The organism is Paraburkholderia sp. HP33-1 (assembly GCF_021390595.1).
Taxonomy (GTDB): Bacteria; Pseudomonadota; Gammaproteobacteria; order Burkholderiales; family Burkholderiaceae; genus Paraburkholderia.
In genome coordinates this window covers 1,691,150-1,706,211 of record NZ_JAJEJR010000001.1, presented here as the reverse complement: position 1 = coordinate 1,706,211, position 15,062 = coordinate 1,691,150, and the positions used below count along the sequence as shown (strand labels likewise).

The following is a 15,062-nucleotide window of genomic DNA, read 5'->3' as shown; positions in this document are numbered from 1 at the left end:
CCCAGCCGAGGGCTGAATCCGGGGGACGCCGTTGTCCTGTTTGGTGCTGCGGGGCGCGTGCAGTTGTGTTGCATGCGCGACGGACCTACGTTGGTCCGATGGCAACGCTTATCGCAAAGGCTGTGCCAATTGAGAGAAATGCGCTGCAAAGCGCTGTGCGGTGGGGCTTTGCGGCACGTCGCGCCGCTTCGCGCCGCACGCCGCGCGCGACGCGTTTTGATGCGGCAAAGCACAAGGATGGTGCGACGCAGCACTGTGGACGTGCGAGACGGGAGCACACGCAGGTACGGTCGAAACCGCGTTTTCCGCGTGAATCGCACCGCGTGGCAACGACTTGCGCACCTTCATTCGAGCGATGGCGCGGTCCTTGCGTTGACCCTGCACAACATCATCGCGGCAACGTCGTCGCGATGAGAAGACTCAACGCGTCATACGCGTCAATATGCAATGCAATGGACAACGGCGTCCCCTCGTGATCACCACGAGCGGACGCCGTTTTCGTTTCGAGCCGCGGGAAACAGACAGCACAAGGACACGCACATGAACACCACCACCACCACCGGCAAGGTCACGCTGCTGAGCGCAGGCCCGGGCGACCTCGATCTGCTGACGCTGAAGGCCGTCAAGGCGCTCGCTGCCGCCGACGTCGTGCTTCTCGACGATCTCGCGAATCCCGAGATCGTCACGCTCGCTCCACAAGCGCGCGTGATTCGCGTCGGCAAACGCGGTGGCTGCCGTTCGACGCCACAGGCGTTCATCGAACGGCTGATGCGGCGTTATGCGCTTAAGGGATTGCACGTGGTGCGCGTCAAAGGCGGCGAAGCGCTGCTATTCGGCCGCGCGGGCGAGGAACTCGCGATGCTGCGCGATGCAGGCCTCGCGGTCGATATCGTCAGCGGCATCTCGTCGGGCTTCGCGGCCGCGGCGGGGCTCGGCATGTCGCTCACGCATCGGCGGCATTGCCACGGCGTGAGCTTCGTCACCGCGCACACGGAAGATCACGGCGAGCCGGACTGGGCCGCGCTCGCCGCGACGCGCACGACGCTCGCGATCTATATGGGCATGCGCCGCGTCGACAGCATCGCCACGGCGTTGCTCGCGCATCTGCCGGCCGATACGCCGGCCGCGGTCGTGCAATGGGCGGGCGGCAGCGACGAGCGGCGCCTGTTGACGCGGCTCGATCGGCTCGCCGCCGATGCGCTGGGCGCGGGCTTCGGCAGTCCGGCGGTGATTCTGGTGGGCAGTGCGGTTGGCGAGAGTGCTGAAGCGCCTTGCTGGGAACGCGAACCTCACGGTGCTCAAGGGGGTGATACGCTGCCCGCGCCAGCCATTGCGCGAGCAGCCTGACAGGCTCAGTCGCCGAACCCCAACTCCGCGTCGACCTGCTGCCCGACTCGCAGCCAGGCTCCCGCCCCGCTGGCCACTAGCGCGTTGTTGCCGAACGTGACTGCGCCGTTGAAGCGTTCGCTCACGCGATAGCCGAGCATCGTGTCAGTCGGCTCATTAGGCCAGTCGGGATCGGGCGCGCCGCGTGCCTGATCGATGGTCGGCATCGGGCAGCGCGAGCACAGCTTGACCAGACGCAACTCGACGCGCGCGCTTGCTTCCGCGTTCGCGTCGACAGCGAGCGTCTCGACATAGTCCTCTTCATACGCATCGAGACCGGCGAGCACGATGTTGGGCCGAAAGCGATCGATCTTGATCGACGGCGCCCCCTTGCCGTTCAGGCGCGCGTTCAGATCGTCGAGCGAGGCCTGGCCGACCACCAGCAGCGGAAAGGCATCGGCAAAAAACGTCGTGGCGCCGCCCGTGCTGTCCGTATAGCCGGGATCGACGATGCGTTCACGCTCGGGATCGAAGCGCAGCAGGCGCGCGGGCAGACCGAGGAACTCCGTGAACCACGCGGCGGTTTCTTCACCGGTATCGAGCCCGTAGGCCGCGTCGCTCCAGACCTCCGTATCGACCCTCGGCGCCGCGGCGAGCCGCGCGGCATCGAGCGGCGTGCGCAGCTCGCGCATGCCCGGCGCACGCACGATCAGATCCTGCTCGCCGAGTTCAACCTTGATCAGGGCCATGCGCGGATACGCGCGCTGCGTGAACATCGCGCCTTCGGGATCGGTAATCATCCAGTTGCGGTCGTATTCGAGGCCCGTCGCCAGCAGGCGCGCCTCACCCAGCGCGATGCCCGCGCAGGATTTGATCGGATAGACGAATAGTTCGCTGATGGTGGGCATGATCTGAGGTCTCTCGGGAACGCAGTTTTGGGTGAAGACACGATTGTAAAGCTCTGCGCGTGCGCGGTTCCAGCACTGGCTTCGCGTAGAACGGAGACGGTCGACCCGTGACGCCGCCGTTTCGTCCTGGGGGTGCCTGGAAGTAGAATCGACGGATCTGATAGAAGCCGTAGAAGCCACTCACCCATCACCGAGACAGGAAACTCATTATGCTGAGCAAACCCGTGTTGACCGTCACCGAGACGACCCGCATTGTCGATGCAGCCCGCGCGGAAGCCGAGAAAAACAAATGGCCTGTCGCGATCGTGGTTGCCGACGACGGCGGTCATCCGCTCGCGGTGCTGCGTCTGGACGGCGCGGCGCCCTCCACCTCGTATATCGCCACCGAGAAAGCCCGCACCGCGGCACTCGGCCGGCGCGAAACCAAGGTTTATGAAGACATGATCAACAACGGCCGCACCGCGTTCCTCAGCGCGCCGCTGCAGGGCACGCTCGAAGGCGGCGTGCCGGTGATCGTCGACGGCCAGGTGGTCGGCGCGGTCGGCGTGTCGGGCGTCAAGTCGGAGCAGGATGCGCAGATCGCGAAGGCCGGCATTCACGCGCTCGGCATTTGAGGCGCCGAGCGCGCAAGCAACTCCGTGGCACAACGCGGACCGGTGCCCCCTCACCGGTCCAATAACAGATGGAGCAGTCGATGACTCAGATGAACCCGCGCGGCGGACTGCAGGTCGCCGCCAACCTCGACCAGTTCGTCGAAACCGAAGCCCTGCCCGGCACCGGAATCGACAGCGCCGCCTTCTGGTCGGGTTTCGACGCCCTCGTGCACGAACTGGCGCCAAAAAACCGTGCGTTGCTCGCCGAGCGCGACCGCCTGCAAAGCGAACTCGACAACTGGCACCGGGCCAATCCCGGCCCGGTGCGGGATCTGCGCGCATTCCGGGCGTTTCTCGAAGACATCGGCTACATCGTGCCCGCGCCCGCCAGCGTCAAAGCCACGACCGACCACGTGGACAGCGAAATCGCCGAGCAGGCTGGCCCGCAGCTCGTCGTGCCGCTGTCGAACCAGCGTTATGCGCTGAACGCCGCGAACGCGCGCTGGGGCAGCCTGTACGACGCGTTGTACGGGACCGATGCGATTCCCGAGACCGCTGGCGCGGAAAAGCAGAAAGGCTTCAACCCTGTGCGCGGCGCCGCGGTAATCGCGTATGCGCGCAAGTTCCTCGACCAGGCCGCGCCGCTCGCGAACGGCTCGCATGCGGATGCGACGCGCTATAGCGTCGAGAACGGCCAACTGGTCGTCGCGCTGAAGAGCGGCACGAGCGCGCTCGCCACGCCGGCGCAGTTCGTCGGCTATCAGGGTGACCCGATCGCTCCGTCGGTGGTGCTCGTCAAGCACAACGGCCTGCACGTCGAGATCCAGATCGATGCGAACGATCCGATCGGCAAGACCGACGCCGCCGATGTGAAGGACGTCGTCGTCGAAGCGGCGGTCAGCACGATCATCGATTGCGAGGACTCGGTCGCGGCCGTCGATGCCGACGACAAGGTGCAGCTCTATCGCAACTGGCTCGGCCTGATGAACGGCGACCTGACCGAAGAGGTCACGAAGAACGGCAAGACCTTCACGCGCCGGCTCAACGCCGACCGTGAGTACACTGCTGCGGACGGCAAATCGCAGCTCAAGCTGCATGGCCGCTCACTGCTGTTCATCCGCAACGTCGGCCATCTGATGACGAACCCCGCCGTGCTGACCCAGGACGGCCACGAGATTCCGGAAGGCATTCTCGATGCGGTCATCACGACGCTGTGCGCGCTGCGCGACCGCCAGAACAAACTGAACTCGCGCACCGGCTCGATCTATATCGTGAAGCCGAAGATGCACGGTCCGGCCGAAGTCGCGTTCGCGAGCGAGCTGTTCGCCCGCGTCGAAGACCTGCTGAAGCTGCCGCGCAACACGATCAAGATGGGCATCATGGACGAGGAGCGCCGCACCAGCGTGAACCTGCTCGCCTGTATCGCCGAAGCGTCGGCGCGCGTCGCCTTCATCAACACGGGCTTCCTCGATCGCACCGGCGACGAAATGCACTCGGCGATGGAAGCCGGCCCGATGATACGCAAGGGCGACATGAAGTCGAGCAAGTGGATCACGTCGTACGAGCGCAGCAACGTGCTGGTCGGCTTGAGCGCGGGGCTGCGCGGCCGCTCGCAGATCGGCAAGGGCATGTGGGCGATGCCCGATCTCATGCACGCGATGCTCGAGCAGAAGATCGCGCACCCGAAGGCCGGCGCGAACACCGCGTGGGTGCCCTCGCCGACCGCCGCGACGCTGCACGCGCTGCACTACCACCAGGTCGACGTGCAGGCGGTCCAGCAGGAGCTCGAACGGACGGACTACGCGAAGGTGCGCGACGAACTGCTCGATGGCCTGCTGACGATTCCGGTCGTCGAAAAGGCGCAATGGAACGACGACGAAATCCGCGCCGAAGTCGACAACAACGCACAGGGCATTCTTGGCTACGTGGTGCGCTGGATCGACCAGGGCGTCGGCTGCTCGAAGGTGCCGGACATTCACAACGTCGGCCTGATGGAAGACCGCGCGACGCTGCGCATTTCGAGCCAGCACATCGCCAACTGGCTGTATCACGGCGTGATTGAACGCGAGCTCGTCGAGGAGACGTTCAAGCGCATGGCGAGGGTGGTCGATGCGCAGAACGCGGGCGATCCGCTCTACCAGCCGATGGCGCCGGGCTTCGACACGATCGCGTTCAAGGCCGCGCAGGCGCTTGTATTCGAGGGGCGTCAGCAGCCGAGCGGTTATACAGAACCGCTGCTGCACAAGTTCCGGCTCGAAGTGAAGAAGCGGGGCTGAGGCCGCCGGGGGGGCGGCTCAAACGACAACGGGCGCCGCGTCACGCGGCGCCCGTTCTTCATTCAGGGCCTTGTCACTTTACGCGGCTTCAGCCGTCAATTGCCCCGGCTCGACGCCTGACGCTTCGGTCTGCATATACGCCTGCAGATACGCCTCGAATTCCGCCTTCACCTCGGGATGGCGCAGCGCAAATTCGACGGTCGCCTTCAGGTAACCGAGCTTGCTGCCGCAATCGAAGCGCGTGCCAAAGTAGCGGTACGCGAGCACCTGCTCTTCGGCCAGCAGCGACTGCACCGCGTCGGTCAGTTGCAACTCGCCGCCCGCGCCCGGCTTCAGCGCGCGAATATGCTTGAAGATCGTCGGCATCAGCACGTAGCGGCCCACCACGCCGAGGTTCGACGGCGCCTTGTCCGGCGCCGGCTTCTCGACGATGCCCGACATCTTGATCACGTTGTCCTCCCACTCGCGGCCGTCGACCACGCCGTACGAGCGGCTGTCCTCGCGCGCGATCGTTTCGACGCCGATCACCGAGCTGTGATAGTGGTTGAACGTATCGACGAGCTGGCTCATCACCGGCTTCGTGCTATGCAGCAGGTCGTCGGCGAGAATCACCGCGAACGGGCTGTCGCCCACCAGTTTTTCGGCGCACAGCACCGCATGGCCGAGACCGAGCGCTTCGGCCTGGCGCACGTAAAAGCAATCGACATTGGCCGGCTTGATGCTGCGCACGAGATCGAGCAGCTTCTGCTTGTTGCGCGCTTCGAGCTCGGATTCGATCTCGTAGGATTTGTCGAAGTGATCTTCGATCGCGCGCTTGCTGCGGCCCGTCACGAAGATCATCTCGGTGATGCCGGCGGCGATCGCTTCTTCAACCGCGTACTGGATCAGCGGCTTGTCGACGATCGGCAGCATTTCCTTCGGACTTGCCTTGGTAGCCGGCAGGAATCGTGTCCCGAGGCCCGCTACGGGAAACACGGCTTTGGTGACTTTCAGCATGGTAGGCATTCCCACATCGGTTAGAAATTGGTGTGTTCGCGGACCTGGCGGCCGATCGATGCCGGCGCAAGACTAGCAAAAAAACTGCGAGATTCACGCAAGCGTTTTTCTCCAATTTAATTCGAATAATTCGACCCATTAATATGTGGGCCATATCTCTGAAAATTGAGGAAATTATTACATGTATCGCATAAAACAATGATCAACAAATCCGAAAGTCTTACCTTTCGGGCGGCCGCCGAGTCGCCCTGCCCGGCGACCTGACGACCGAGTCCGGCATCGCGTCATTCCTGTTCGTCGACCGGCGGCAGCTTGCCCGGGTTCATGCGAAAGCGCCGGATCGGCTCGTTGCGCAAGGCATCGCGGTAGGCGGAGGCGGCCACCAGGATCAGCAGTACGGCCACGCCGGCGAGTAAATGCAGGTTCATGACTTCACCTCAGGTCAGAGAATCCGTGCCTTAAATTAGCACGACAAAAGCGACAAATAATTCGACGTTGCATATGCCAACGCACAATTACAATTCGTCACACAATTGAGGTTTTAATTAATTTGAAATGCAATTTTTTATTCATTTTTTGAAGCTGTGGTGCTCTAGCATGGATGCGTCGCGGGTGCGCGAGGCGCCCGGCCAGATGCATATTCCGCTTCGATCTTTTCTCATTTCCGATTCAGATAAGGACCGCGTATGAGCGACCCCGCACTGGATGCCGCTGGCTCATCCCTGCCCCTTTCTCCGCTGTCACGGCTGGAGAAAGCCACTGCTGCGGCGCATGCGCGCAGCGATGCGCGTATCGATAGCGCGGGTAAGGAATACGTGATCGATGCGATGCGAGGCTTCGCTGCGCTGCTGGTCGCCTATTTTCATTGCCGCCAGATCGCGTGGGTGGGCATGCAGGCGTTTCATCAGAGCGTCGGACATTCGTTGAGCCTGAGCGCCCTCGCCGCGTATCTGACGTTTCCGATCGCGTGGGGCTCGGCCGGTGTGCCACTTTTCTTCGTGATCAGCGGCTACTGTATTCATCGCGGCGGCGCGCTGCGGCTCGCGGACAATCCCGCTTACCGGCTCGATGCGGGCAACTTCTGGTTGCGGCGCTTCGCGCGCATCTATCCGGTGCTGCTCGCGGCGCTCGTGCTGACGTTCGCGCTCGATTCGTTGAGCCTGCAATTGCCGCCCGTCAGTCACAAGATTCGCGACATCGGCTGGCAGCCGTTTCTGGTCAACCTGTTCTCGCTGCAGGGCGTGGCGGGAAAAACGTATGGCTCGAACGGCGCGTTGTGGACGCTGTCGCTCGAAGTGCAGTTCTATGCGATCTACCCGCTGCTATTTGCGCTGCGGCGACGCATCGGCATGAATACCGCGCTGGCGCTCGTCGCCGCGATCAACGTCGCGTCCGCATACGTTCTCGAACGCCACGATCTGCAGTTCTTCACGTCGTACTGGTTCTCGTGGATGCTCGGCGCGTGGATCGCCGACACGAAAGCGCGCAGCGCGCGCGACGCGCGTGCGCCCGCTTTGCTTTTTGTGCTCGCGGCGGTATTGATTGCGGGCGGCTGCTTCGCGTTTCATTTCGGCCAGTACGGTGCGTTCCAGATCTGGGCGCTCGGTTTCGCGTGCTATCTGTACAAGGCGCTCGATGCGCGTGATGGCTCGCGACGTGAAGCGAGCGGTCTGCTCGCGCTGCTTCGCGCCGGCTCGGATGCGATGGCGCGCTTGCTGTCCCGCTGCGGTGACTTCAGCTTCTCGCTGTATCTGATCCATCTGCCGATCTTCGTAATGCTGTCGTCGTGGCTGTTCCGCTCGTCGCTGCAGATGTCGATCTGGCCGTCGTTCGGCTATATGCTGGTTGCCGTGCCGGCCGCCTATGTGTTCTATCGGGTCGTCGAGCTGCCCGCGATGAAGTGGTCGGCGAGCCTCAAGCCTAAAAGGCGCTGACAGAACCTGGACATCGAGCCATGCCCACCGTATCCACGGCGGCATGGTGAGACGAGAAATCGGCAACGAGCTATGGGCGGCGCTGAAGCCGTTGAGTTCCGTGTTCACGCTGTCGCCCTGAGGGGGCTCTCCTCGCACAAAGCTGACGAGCACACAGCATCGAACAGCATCCTCTGTGTTCTGCAAAGAGACTCTTGCCTGTGTGCCTTGGCTTTGCGGGGCCCCGCCGAAGCGAGGCCTTTCTCGCGAACTGCCAATCAATTCTTTAGCAGTTCCTCTAGCTCTTTTACACGGCTATCTGTGATATTCGCCATACATTCCCAAAAGAATATCTCGCGTTCAGCTGCTTCGCCCATCGCGTAGGCTTCGCTATAACATTCGTTGTCACGATACGATGCCCACGCGCTTTGCGCCTTTTCGAAGTAAGGCGACGCTAGCGGATCGCCACTAGCCTTAAGTGACTTGTCGCCTCTCTCATTCATCAACCGTACTGCCTTAAGTTTTTTTTCGAGTTGGCTATTCGCCTTGTTGAACTTCAAATGCGAGCATTGTGCTAAATCTTCGTTATTCGCGTGCTCGCCAGAGTCACAAATCCGCGTAACTTCAGCAGCAGATCGCCCGGGAAAGTACGCTTCGGGCGATTTGAAGTAGTGGTAATCGAATTCCCCGGAGTAGACGGTCTTCGCGCTCGCAACGATCGGGAGCAGCGTGAGCATACATAGAATTTTAGTGCGATGAATCATAGACCCCCGCCTCAAACATTTCGGCCTCGCGGTGGCGACGTCTAAACAATCCTTTAACGGGATGCCTCTTTGATGTTGCATACCGCATCGATACGCATTCGTGCAGGGCACTAGTCATGTCAGGTCTGTAATGGGAATTGCGATGATGGACGAATCGTTATACCGATTCACGATGTCCGAGGTAGACGAGTAGACGTTGCGCGCCGTTTGTTCCGCATCGCTGAGTACGTCCTAACGAATCAGTAACACCGTGGATTAGCGACCTTCGCAACTCGATGGTGTAGGACGTGCTGCCGGGCGGCGAGCCGTTCGCATCGCGAAGCGTGAACCGTTGCTTGTACCGCTTAGGGGCGCGCTCGCGACAATTGCACGCTCATGCGTAGCCCAAGGCCTCGGCCAGGTGGTGACCGGTTGAATACGAACGAAGCTTCTCCAGCGGAAAGAATTCGCCGGTTTCGACATTCAAAGCCATTGCGGACGGCATTGGCGGGAAAGCGGAGAAGGTTGAATATGTGATCCGGCAAAGATGGCACTGTTCCTTGCCTCCGTTGCCTTTCTGTTTCTGCTGCCCCATTTGGCCTCTCCTTATCTACCAGACAACATCGGACGAATTAACCATTCTGACGAATCACAGTCAACAAATTTAAATTGAGATAAAGCCGTTTTGACGAATATTGACGATAAGTGTCAATTTCTGTCAAAACTAACTTATATCGAGTTAAAGATATTGACATCAGCTCGTTTAGATGATTAATTCGCTCGTCGCTTCCTTCAAACTCAGAAAAGTTTCAATGGGGTCACAGAAATTGAAGATTACCGGGACATGTATGGCGAGCGAGGAGAATTGCCTGCTCTGCCGCGTGACATATTCAATATTCTCCACTTATCCACCAATGCCGTACGCAATGGCTTTGAATGTCGAAACCGGCAATTTATTTCCGTTTGATACGCTTCGCTCGTATTCAACTGGACGGGAGATGGTCGAGGCCTTGGGCACCGCATGGGCGTGTCAGTGCAGCAGAGGCTGGTTCCATCAGCAATTCGTGCTCCACGATAGTCAGGGGAAGGTACTTAGCGATACCTACTACACAGTTCGATTTTCCGACAGTCGCCTCGCACATGGCACGACTGACGGGGAAGGGCGAACCCGGCGATACCGGACTAACGACGCGCGACAAATTGTCATCTACCTTGGTCACAAGGATGCGTAATGCCTGATGCACTTGGAACAGCACTAACAAACACAGACCCGAATTCATCCGTGACAGTCCAATCGGATAGGCTCGGCAAACCGTGGCAAATTTCCGAACAGGGATTGCAATTTATAGCCATATGGGAAAGTGGAATTATGAACGGAAAATTTAAAGGTCGACGAGTAGTAGACGGTTTCGTCTTGACCGTCTACGACGATGGCTACGGCATTCCGACAGTAGGATTAGGCCACCGTGTCAATCCCGGCGACAATCTCAGGATTGGCGATACGGTATCTGTTGGGCGGTGTCAGGAGTACATGCGCCAAACATTGGCGGAATTCGAAGGGGTCATTAACCGGTAAATTAAGGTCACCCTATTTCAATATGAATATGACGCCATTGTTTCTGTTATATGGAATACTGGTCCATACCACGCAAAGCATGACCGATGGCCTGAAACTCGTGTTGCGCACGTTACAAAGGTTCTTAACAGTGGAGACTATCGCGGCATGCCCGATACAATACGCGGGTTTCTTGCGGGGCGAGTTGGTAATCGCCGGGAAAGCGAGGCGCGACTCTTTGCAACCGGAGTGTATGATGCGCGTCATTAGTTCATTTTTTATGCTTATATTTTTCGCGCCTGTAGTTTTTGCGGATTCAATCTATTCTGGTGAATTCGATTATTCAAAAGCTCATTCTTATAAAGCATATTTTTTGAACAAAACCGATTCGGAAATCGCAATTTATTGCAAGAGAGATTCAATGAGCACGGAGGATTTGTGGCAGTGCTCTCACTTCTACTTTGAGAAATCCGACGAAAGTCTAACCAGGCTTGTTTCGGAAATTTCCAGGAAACTTCAAAATAACGATATGGATTTAAAGGCGAACGGCGAACCACCTGCCCTACCTTATTTCGAAGCGGCCCAGCAACATTGGAAGGCGTTTCGCGATAACGAGTGTTACTCCGATACGTACTCGCTAGGTCAGGCGTCAATGCGTTATATGGTTTTTTGGGACTGCATGACCCGAATAACAAAAGACAGGTTCAATGAGCTCACCAGGCCTGACGCTGACGAATAACGGCAAAAAAAGAGCGAAGGTCTTTCGACCTTCGCTCAGTTGCGCCACACAAGGACTGATCAAACCCCTGGCTACCTTCGGATAAAAAGCACCGCTTTACCCCGTTGCCACCCCCTTCAGAATCCCCGCCACCCCATCCACATAGCTACGCGTACCAAACCGCTCCTGCGCGGTCCGATATCCGTTCGTAACTAGCTTGTCGCGCAAGCCGTCGTTCGAGCGCAATTCGGCGAGCGTATCGGCGAGCGCATGCGCATCGCCCGGCGTGCACAGCACGCCGTTTTCATAGTCGTCGATGATTTCGAGCACACCGCCCGCGCGCGACGCCACGACCGGCCGCTGCGCGAGCATCCCCTCGACGATCACGCGGCCGAACGGCTCCGGAGTGATCGACGTATGCACGACCGCATCAACCGCGCACATGCACGCGGGGATATCGTGCTGAAAGCCCAGAAAATGCACACGCGAACCAAGCTTGTGCGCGGCGACGAACGCACGCAGCTCGATCTCGTACTGATCTTCGCCAAACAACGGCGCGCCGACCAGCACCGCATGCATCTGCGGATTGAGCACCATCGCTTCGAGCAGCACATGCTGCCCCTTCCAACGCGCGAGCCGGCTGAACGAGCCGACGAGGAACGCGTCGCGCGGCAGATTCAGGCGCTCGCGCAGCACCGCTTGCGGCACCGTGCGCAATGCATCGAAAGGCTCCGCGGCAATCCCATTGAACACGACGTCGATGCGTCTGCTGTCGAACCGCGTGAGTTTCGCGAACGCTTGCGCCGATGCCGCAGAATTGGCGATCACATGCGTGAGGCCCAGCCGCGCGCACCACTTGATGATCGCGAGCTGCTTGCCGCCGAAATGCTCGGCGCTGACGATATCGCGCAGATGCCAGACCACCGGGCGTCTCGCGAGCTTGCCCGCCAGTGCGCCAATCACCATCGCGCGCTGCGTGTTCGCATAGATCACGTCCACCTTGCGCGCGCGTTTCGCGGTTTCGCGCACGAGCGATATCAGCCCTTTCAACGCCTGGCCTTTCGGCAGCGAACCGCCCTGCTTGCGCACGTTTTTCAGCGCGCCCGCATCGAGTACGGTGACTTCGACGCCGGTCTTCGCGAGCGCGGTGTTAAACGGCCCATCGTCGAACAGCACGACCTCGATGCGCGAGCGCAGCGCCTTGACGATTTCGAGCAATGACAGTTCGGCGCCGCCGAGCACGCCGCTCTGATCTACGGCGAGAATGCGCGGCACGTTCGTGGCGCTCTGGTCGGCCGACCGATACGGAACGTATGCCGGCAGCGTCGCCGTGCGCAGTGCGGGCACCGACGCCCGCACATGCGCGAAGAAGCGTTCGCGGAAATGCCCCGCCGAAAACTGCTCGGCGTTGGCGCGGCAATTCTCGGGCAGGAGCCGGTGCGCAAGCTCGTCGAAGCGATTGACCGCCCCGACGATCGAATCGGTGTTCTGTTCATCGAAGAACATGCCGGTTGGCTTCGGCTCGGACAGATCACGCACGGTTTCGAGCGCTCCGCCCTTGCCGTATGCAATGACCGGCGTACCGCAGGCCTGCGCCTCGACCACCGAAATGCCGAAGTCCTCCTCGGCCGCGAACACGAAAGCCTTCGCGCGGCTCATGCGGTCCTTCAGCACCTTGAACGGCTGATAGCCCATGATCTCGACGTTCGGTCCTGCCTTGGCGCGAATCTTCGCCATGTCGGGTCCGTCGCCGATCACGACGAGCTTGCGCCCGGGCATGCGCGCAAACGCCTCGACGATCAGATCGATCTTCTTGTACGGCACCATGCGCGACGCGGTCAGATAAAAGTCTTCCTTCTGCGTGCACAGCGAAAAAGCCTCGACGTCGACCGGTGGAAAGATCACCTGCGCGTCGCGCTGATACACCTTTTTTATCCGTCGCGCGATGAACGCCGAGTTCGCCACGAAGCCGTCGACCGAATTCGAGGTGCGGATATCCCAATTGCGCATGTAATGCAGAATCAGCCGCGCGAGCGCCGACTTCGGTCCGTTGGTCAGCTTCGACTGCTGCAGATACTGGTGCTGCAAATCCCACGCATAGCGGATCGGCGAATGCACGTAGCTGATATGCACCTGGTCAGGGCCCGTCAGAATGCCCTTCGCGACCGCATGGCTGCTCGAGATCACGACGTCGTACGCGGACACGTCGAGCTGCTCGATGGCGAGCGGCATCAGCGGCAGATACGAGCGGTACTTGCTGCGGGCGAGCGGCAGCCTCTGGATGAACGACGTCGTCACCGGCTTGCCGCGCAGGAAGCTGCGGTCGTCGAGAAAGTCCACGAGGCTGAACAGGTCCGCATCCGGAAAGCAGGCGATGATCTGCTCGAGCACTTTCTCCGCGCCCGCATAGGTGACGAGCCAGTCGTGCACGATCGCGATGCGCACGTCTTTGCTCGCGCGTAGCGCGGTGCGACGCGGTGCCGGCTGCACGCCGGGCACGCTCGTGAGTTCGTCGAGCGCGCTGCGCGTCGCGGGCCTCAACAGGGTTTTTTCAAGGACGTCGTGATTCATGCGCTTTTCCTCGGATTCAGTCGCAACAGCAGTGAACGCGCAAGATTGCGCAAGGCGGGCGTCATCGTGAGCGACCACGCGACGTTCGCACCGACCATCAACACGCCCGCGGCGATCGCAAGCGCGAGGCTCGGCAGGAAACTCGCGAGCCACAGGCTGGCGAGCAGAAAGGCGAGATGGGCGAGCATGTCGAGCACGATCTGGCGCGCGCGGATCGCGGCGAAATGCAGCAGCACCGCGTAGTCGAACAGTGCGCGAGCGGCGACCGCGACCGCCGCGCCCGTCAGCCCGAAATGCGTGATGCCGAGCCACAACGCGCCGGCGAAAAACGGCAACTCGACGAGGCCGACGCGCGCGGCGGTAGCGGGATTGACCTGCGACTGGATCAGGATGCGGGTCACGTTGGCCTGGCCTACGAGCCACACGGCGACGATCATGATGCGACCCACGGGCGCCGCGACCGTCGCGATCTCGCTGCCGACCCACAGATGCAGGAACGGTTCGAGCACCAGCATGGCGACGAGCGCGACCGGCGTGAACACACCGTTAAGGAATTCGAGCGACTGCTGCGTGATCGTGTCGGCATCCGCGCGGCCGACCGCGGACAAGCGCGGAAACAGCGTACGCACCATCGCGGTCGGCACGATGTTCAGGCGCGTGACGAGATTCTGCGGCACCGTGTAGTACGTGACGAAACGCGCGCCGAGCCGCGAGCCGAGCATCACGCGATCGAGCGAATCGGCGACCATCGTCGTCACGCTCGCAATCAGCATCCAGCCGCCAAAGTTGAACAACCCCTTCGCGACGCCGAGCTGCGGCGGCAGAATGCTGCGTATTTCAAGCACTTTCAGCGCCGAGCGGCCAAGCAGCGCCGCTGCGAGAATCCGCGCAATCACCGCCGCGGCGAGCACGTTCTGCAAGTTCGCGCCGAGCCACATCGCGGCACCGAGCGGCAGCAGCTGGAACAGGAACGTGCCGATCGTCTGGTTCGTGTTGTAGACGCCGAAGCGTTCCGCGCCGTTGATCGCGCCCGCGAATACCCACGACACATTCGCGAGCGGAATCGCGACCGCGAGCCACGGCAGCGCCATATAAACCTCGTGCTGCAGCTCGGGCGACACCTTCGTGAAATACGCGGTGTAGAGGAAGGCGCCGAAGTAGATGATCAGACCGCCGATCACGCCGGTTGTCAGATTGAGCCAGGTCGCGCTCCAGAACACGCGCGCGCTCTCGTGCTGATCGCCCGACGCGCGCGCTTTCGAAATATGGTTCTGCGCGGCCATGCTCATGCCGAGATCGAGAATCCCGAAGTAGCCGATCAGCGTCCACACGAGACTGATCACGCCGTAGCGCTCGACGCCGAGCAGCCGGATATACGACGGCACGGTCACGAGCGACACGAACGTCGGCAGCACGAGCCCGAAAAAATTGATCGCTACGTTCCTGAGAATGCCTTTGTCCAT

Annotated in this window: 13 protein-coding genes; 6 read left to right on the top strand and 7 right to left on the bottom strand. The window is 60.8% G+C overall.

The window, feature by feature from the left end; translation table 11 throughout:
• Positions 1-540: 540 nt before the first annotated feature.
• Positions 541-1,347: a uroporphyrinogen-III C-methyltransferase gene (gene cobA / locus L0U81_RS07730; protein WP_233801405.1), complete on the top strand. Its 807-nt coding sequence runs from the start codon at positions 541-543 to the stop codon at positions 1,345-1,347.
• 5 nt (positions 1,348-1,352) lie between these two features.
• Here cobA and L0U81_RS07725 read toward each other — a convergent pair whose 3' ends face one another.
• The gene (locus L0U81_RS07725; protein ID WP_233801403.1) at positions 1,353-2,234 is read right to left on the bottom strand and encodes an MOSC domain-containing protein; all 882 of its coding nucleotides are present in this window, start codon (positions 2,232-2,234) and stop codon (positions 1,353-1,355) included.
• Positions 2,235-2,443: 209 nt separating this feature from the next.
• Between L0U81_RS07725 and L0U81_RS07720 the strand changes: the two genes are divergently transcribed.
• Together L0U81_RS07720 and L0U81_RS07715 are read left to right on the top strand one after the other, a co-directional pair.
• A complete protein-coding gene (locus L0U81_RS07720) occupies positions 2,444-2,848 on the top strand; it encodes a heme-binding protein (protein WP_233801401.1) in 405 nt (134 codons plus the stop codon).
• An 80-nt stretch (positions 2,849-2,928) separates the two neighbouring features.
• On the top strand, positions 2,929-5,103 hold the full coding sequence (locus L0U81_RS07715; RefSeq protein ID WP_233801399.1) for a malate synthase G: 2,175 nt from the start codon (positions 2,929-2,931) through the stop codon (positions 5,101-5,103).
• 78 nt (positions 5,104-5,181) lie between these two features.
• Here L0U81_RS07715 and galU read toward each other — a convergent pair whose 3' ends face one another.
• A complete protein-coding gene (gene galU / locus L0U81_RS07710) occupies positions 5,182-6,099 on the bottom strand; it encodes a UTP--glucose-1-phosphate uridylyltransferase GalU (protein ID WP_233801397.1) in 918 nt (305 codons plus the stop codon).
• A 284-nt stretch (positions 6,100-6,383) separates the two neighbouring features.
• A complete protein-coding gene (locus L0U81_RS07705) occupies positions 6,384-6,527 on the bottom strand; it encodes a hypothetical protein (protein WP_013089470.1) in 144 nt (47 codons plus the stop codon).
• 258 nt (positions 6,528-6,785) lie between these two features.
• On the opposite strand from L0U81_RS07705, the gene L0U81_RS07700 reads away from it, so the two are divergent.
• Positions 6,786-8,033 (top strand): acyltransferase family protein, encoded by a 1,248-nt coding sequence (locus L0U81_RS07700; RefSeq protein ID WP_233801395.1) that lies wholly within the window; start codon positions 6,786-6,788, stop codon positions 8,031-8,033.
• 257 nt (positions 8,034-8,290) lie between these two features.
• Here the strand turns inward: L0U81_RS07700 and L0U81_RS07695 are convergent, their stop codons facing one another.
• Entirely contained in the window at positions 8,291-8,776 is a 486-nt protein-coding gene (locus tag L0U81_RS07695; protein ID WP_233801393.1) for a lysozyme inhibitor LprI family protein, read from the bottom strand.
• Positions 8,777-9,149: 373 nt separating this feature from the next.
• The gene (locus L0U81_RS33670; RefSeq protein WP_326489815.1) at positions 9,150-9,350 is read right to left on the bottom strand and encodes a hypothetical protein; all 201 of its coding nucleotides are present in this window, start codon (positions 9,348-9,350) and stop codon (positions 9,150-9,152) included.
• A gap of 636 nt (positions 9,351-9,986) precedes the next feature.
• Here L0U81_RS33670 and L0U81_RS07685 point away from each other — a divergent pair.
• Together L0U81_RS07685 and L0U81_RS07680 are read left to right on the top strand one after the other, a co-directional pair.
• Positions 9,987-10,331 (top strand): glycoside hydrolase family protein, encoded by a 345-nt coding sequence (locus L0U81_RS07685; RefSeq protein ID WP_233801391.1) that lies wholly within the window; start codon positions 9,987-9,989, stop codon positions 10,329-10,331.
• A gap of 79 nt (positions 10,332-10,410) precedes the next feature.
• A complete protein-coding gene (locus tag L0U81_RS07680) occupies positions 10,411-11,049 on the top strand; it encodes a lysozyme inhibitor LprI family protein (protein ID WP_233801389.1) in 639 nt (212 codons plus the stop codon).
• Between the two features lie 96 nt (positions 11,050-11,145).
• Here L0U81_RS07680 and L0U81_RS07675 read toward each other — a convergent pair whose 3' ends face one another.
• Both L0U81_RS07675 and L0U81_RS07670 read right to left on the bottom strand, forming a co-directional pair.
• Positions 11,146-13,599: a glycosyltransferase family 4 protein gene (locus L0U81_RS07675; protein WP_233801387.1), complete on the bottom strand. Its 2,454-nt coding sequence runs from the start codon at positions 13,597-13,599 to the stop codon at positions 11,146-11,148.
• The gene (locus tag L0U81_RS07670; RefSeq protein ID WP_233801385.1) at positions 13,596-15,062 is read right to left on the bottom strand and encodes a flippase; all 1,467 of its coding nucleotides are present in this window, start codon (positions 15,060-15,062) and stop codon (positions 13,596-13,598) included. Before L0U81_RS07670 ends, L0U81_RS07675 begins: the two co-directional genes overlap by 4 nt.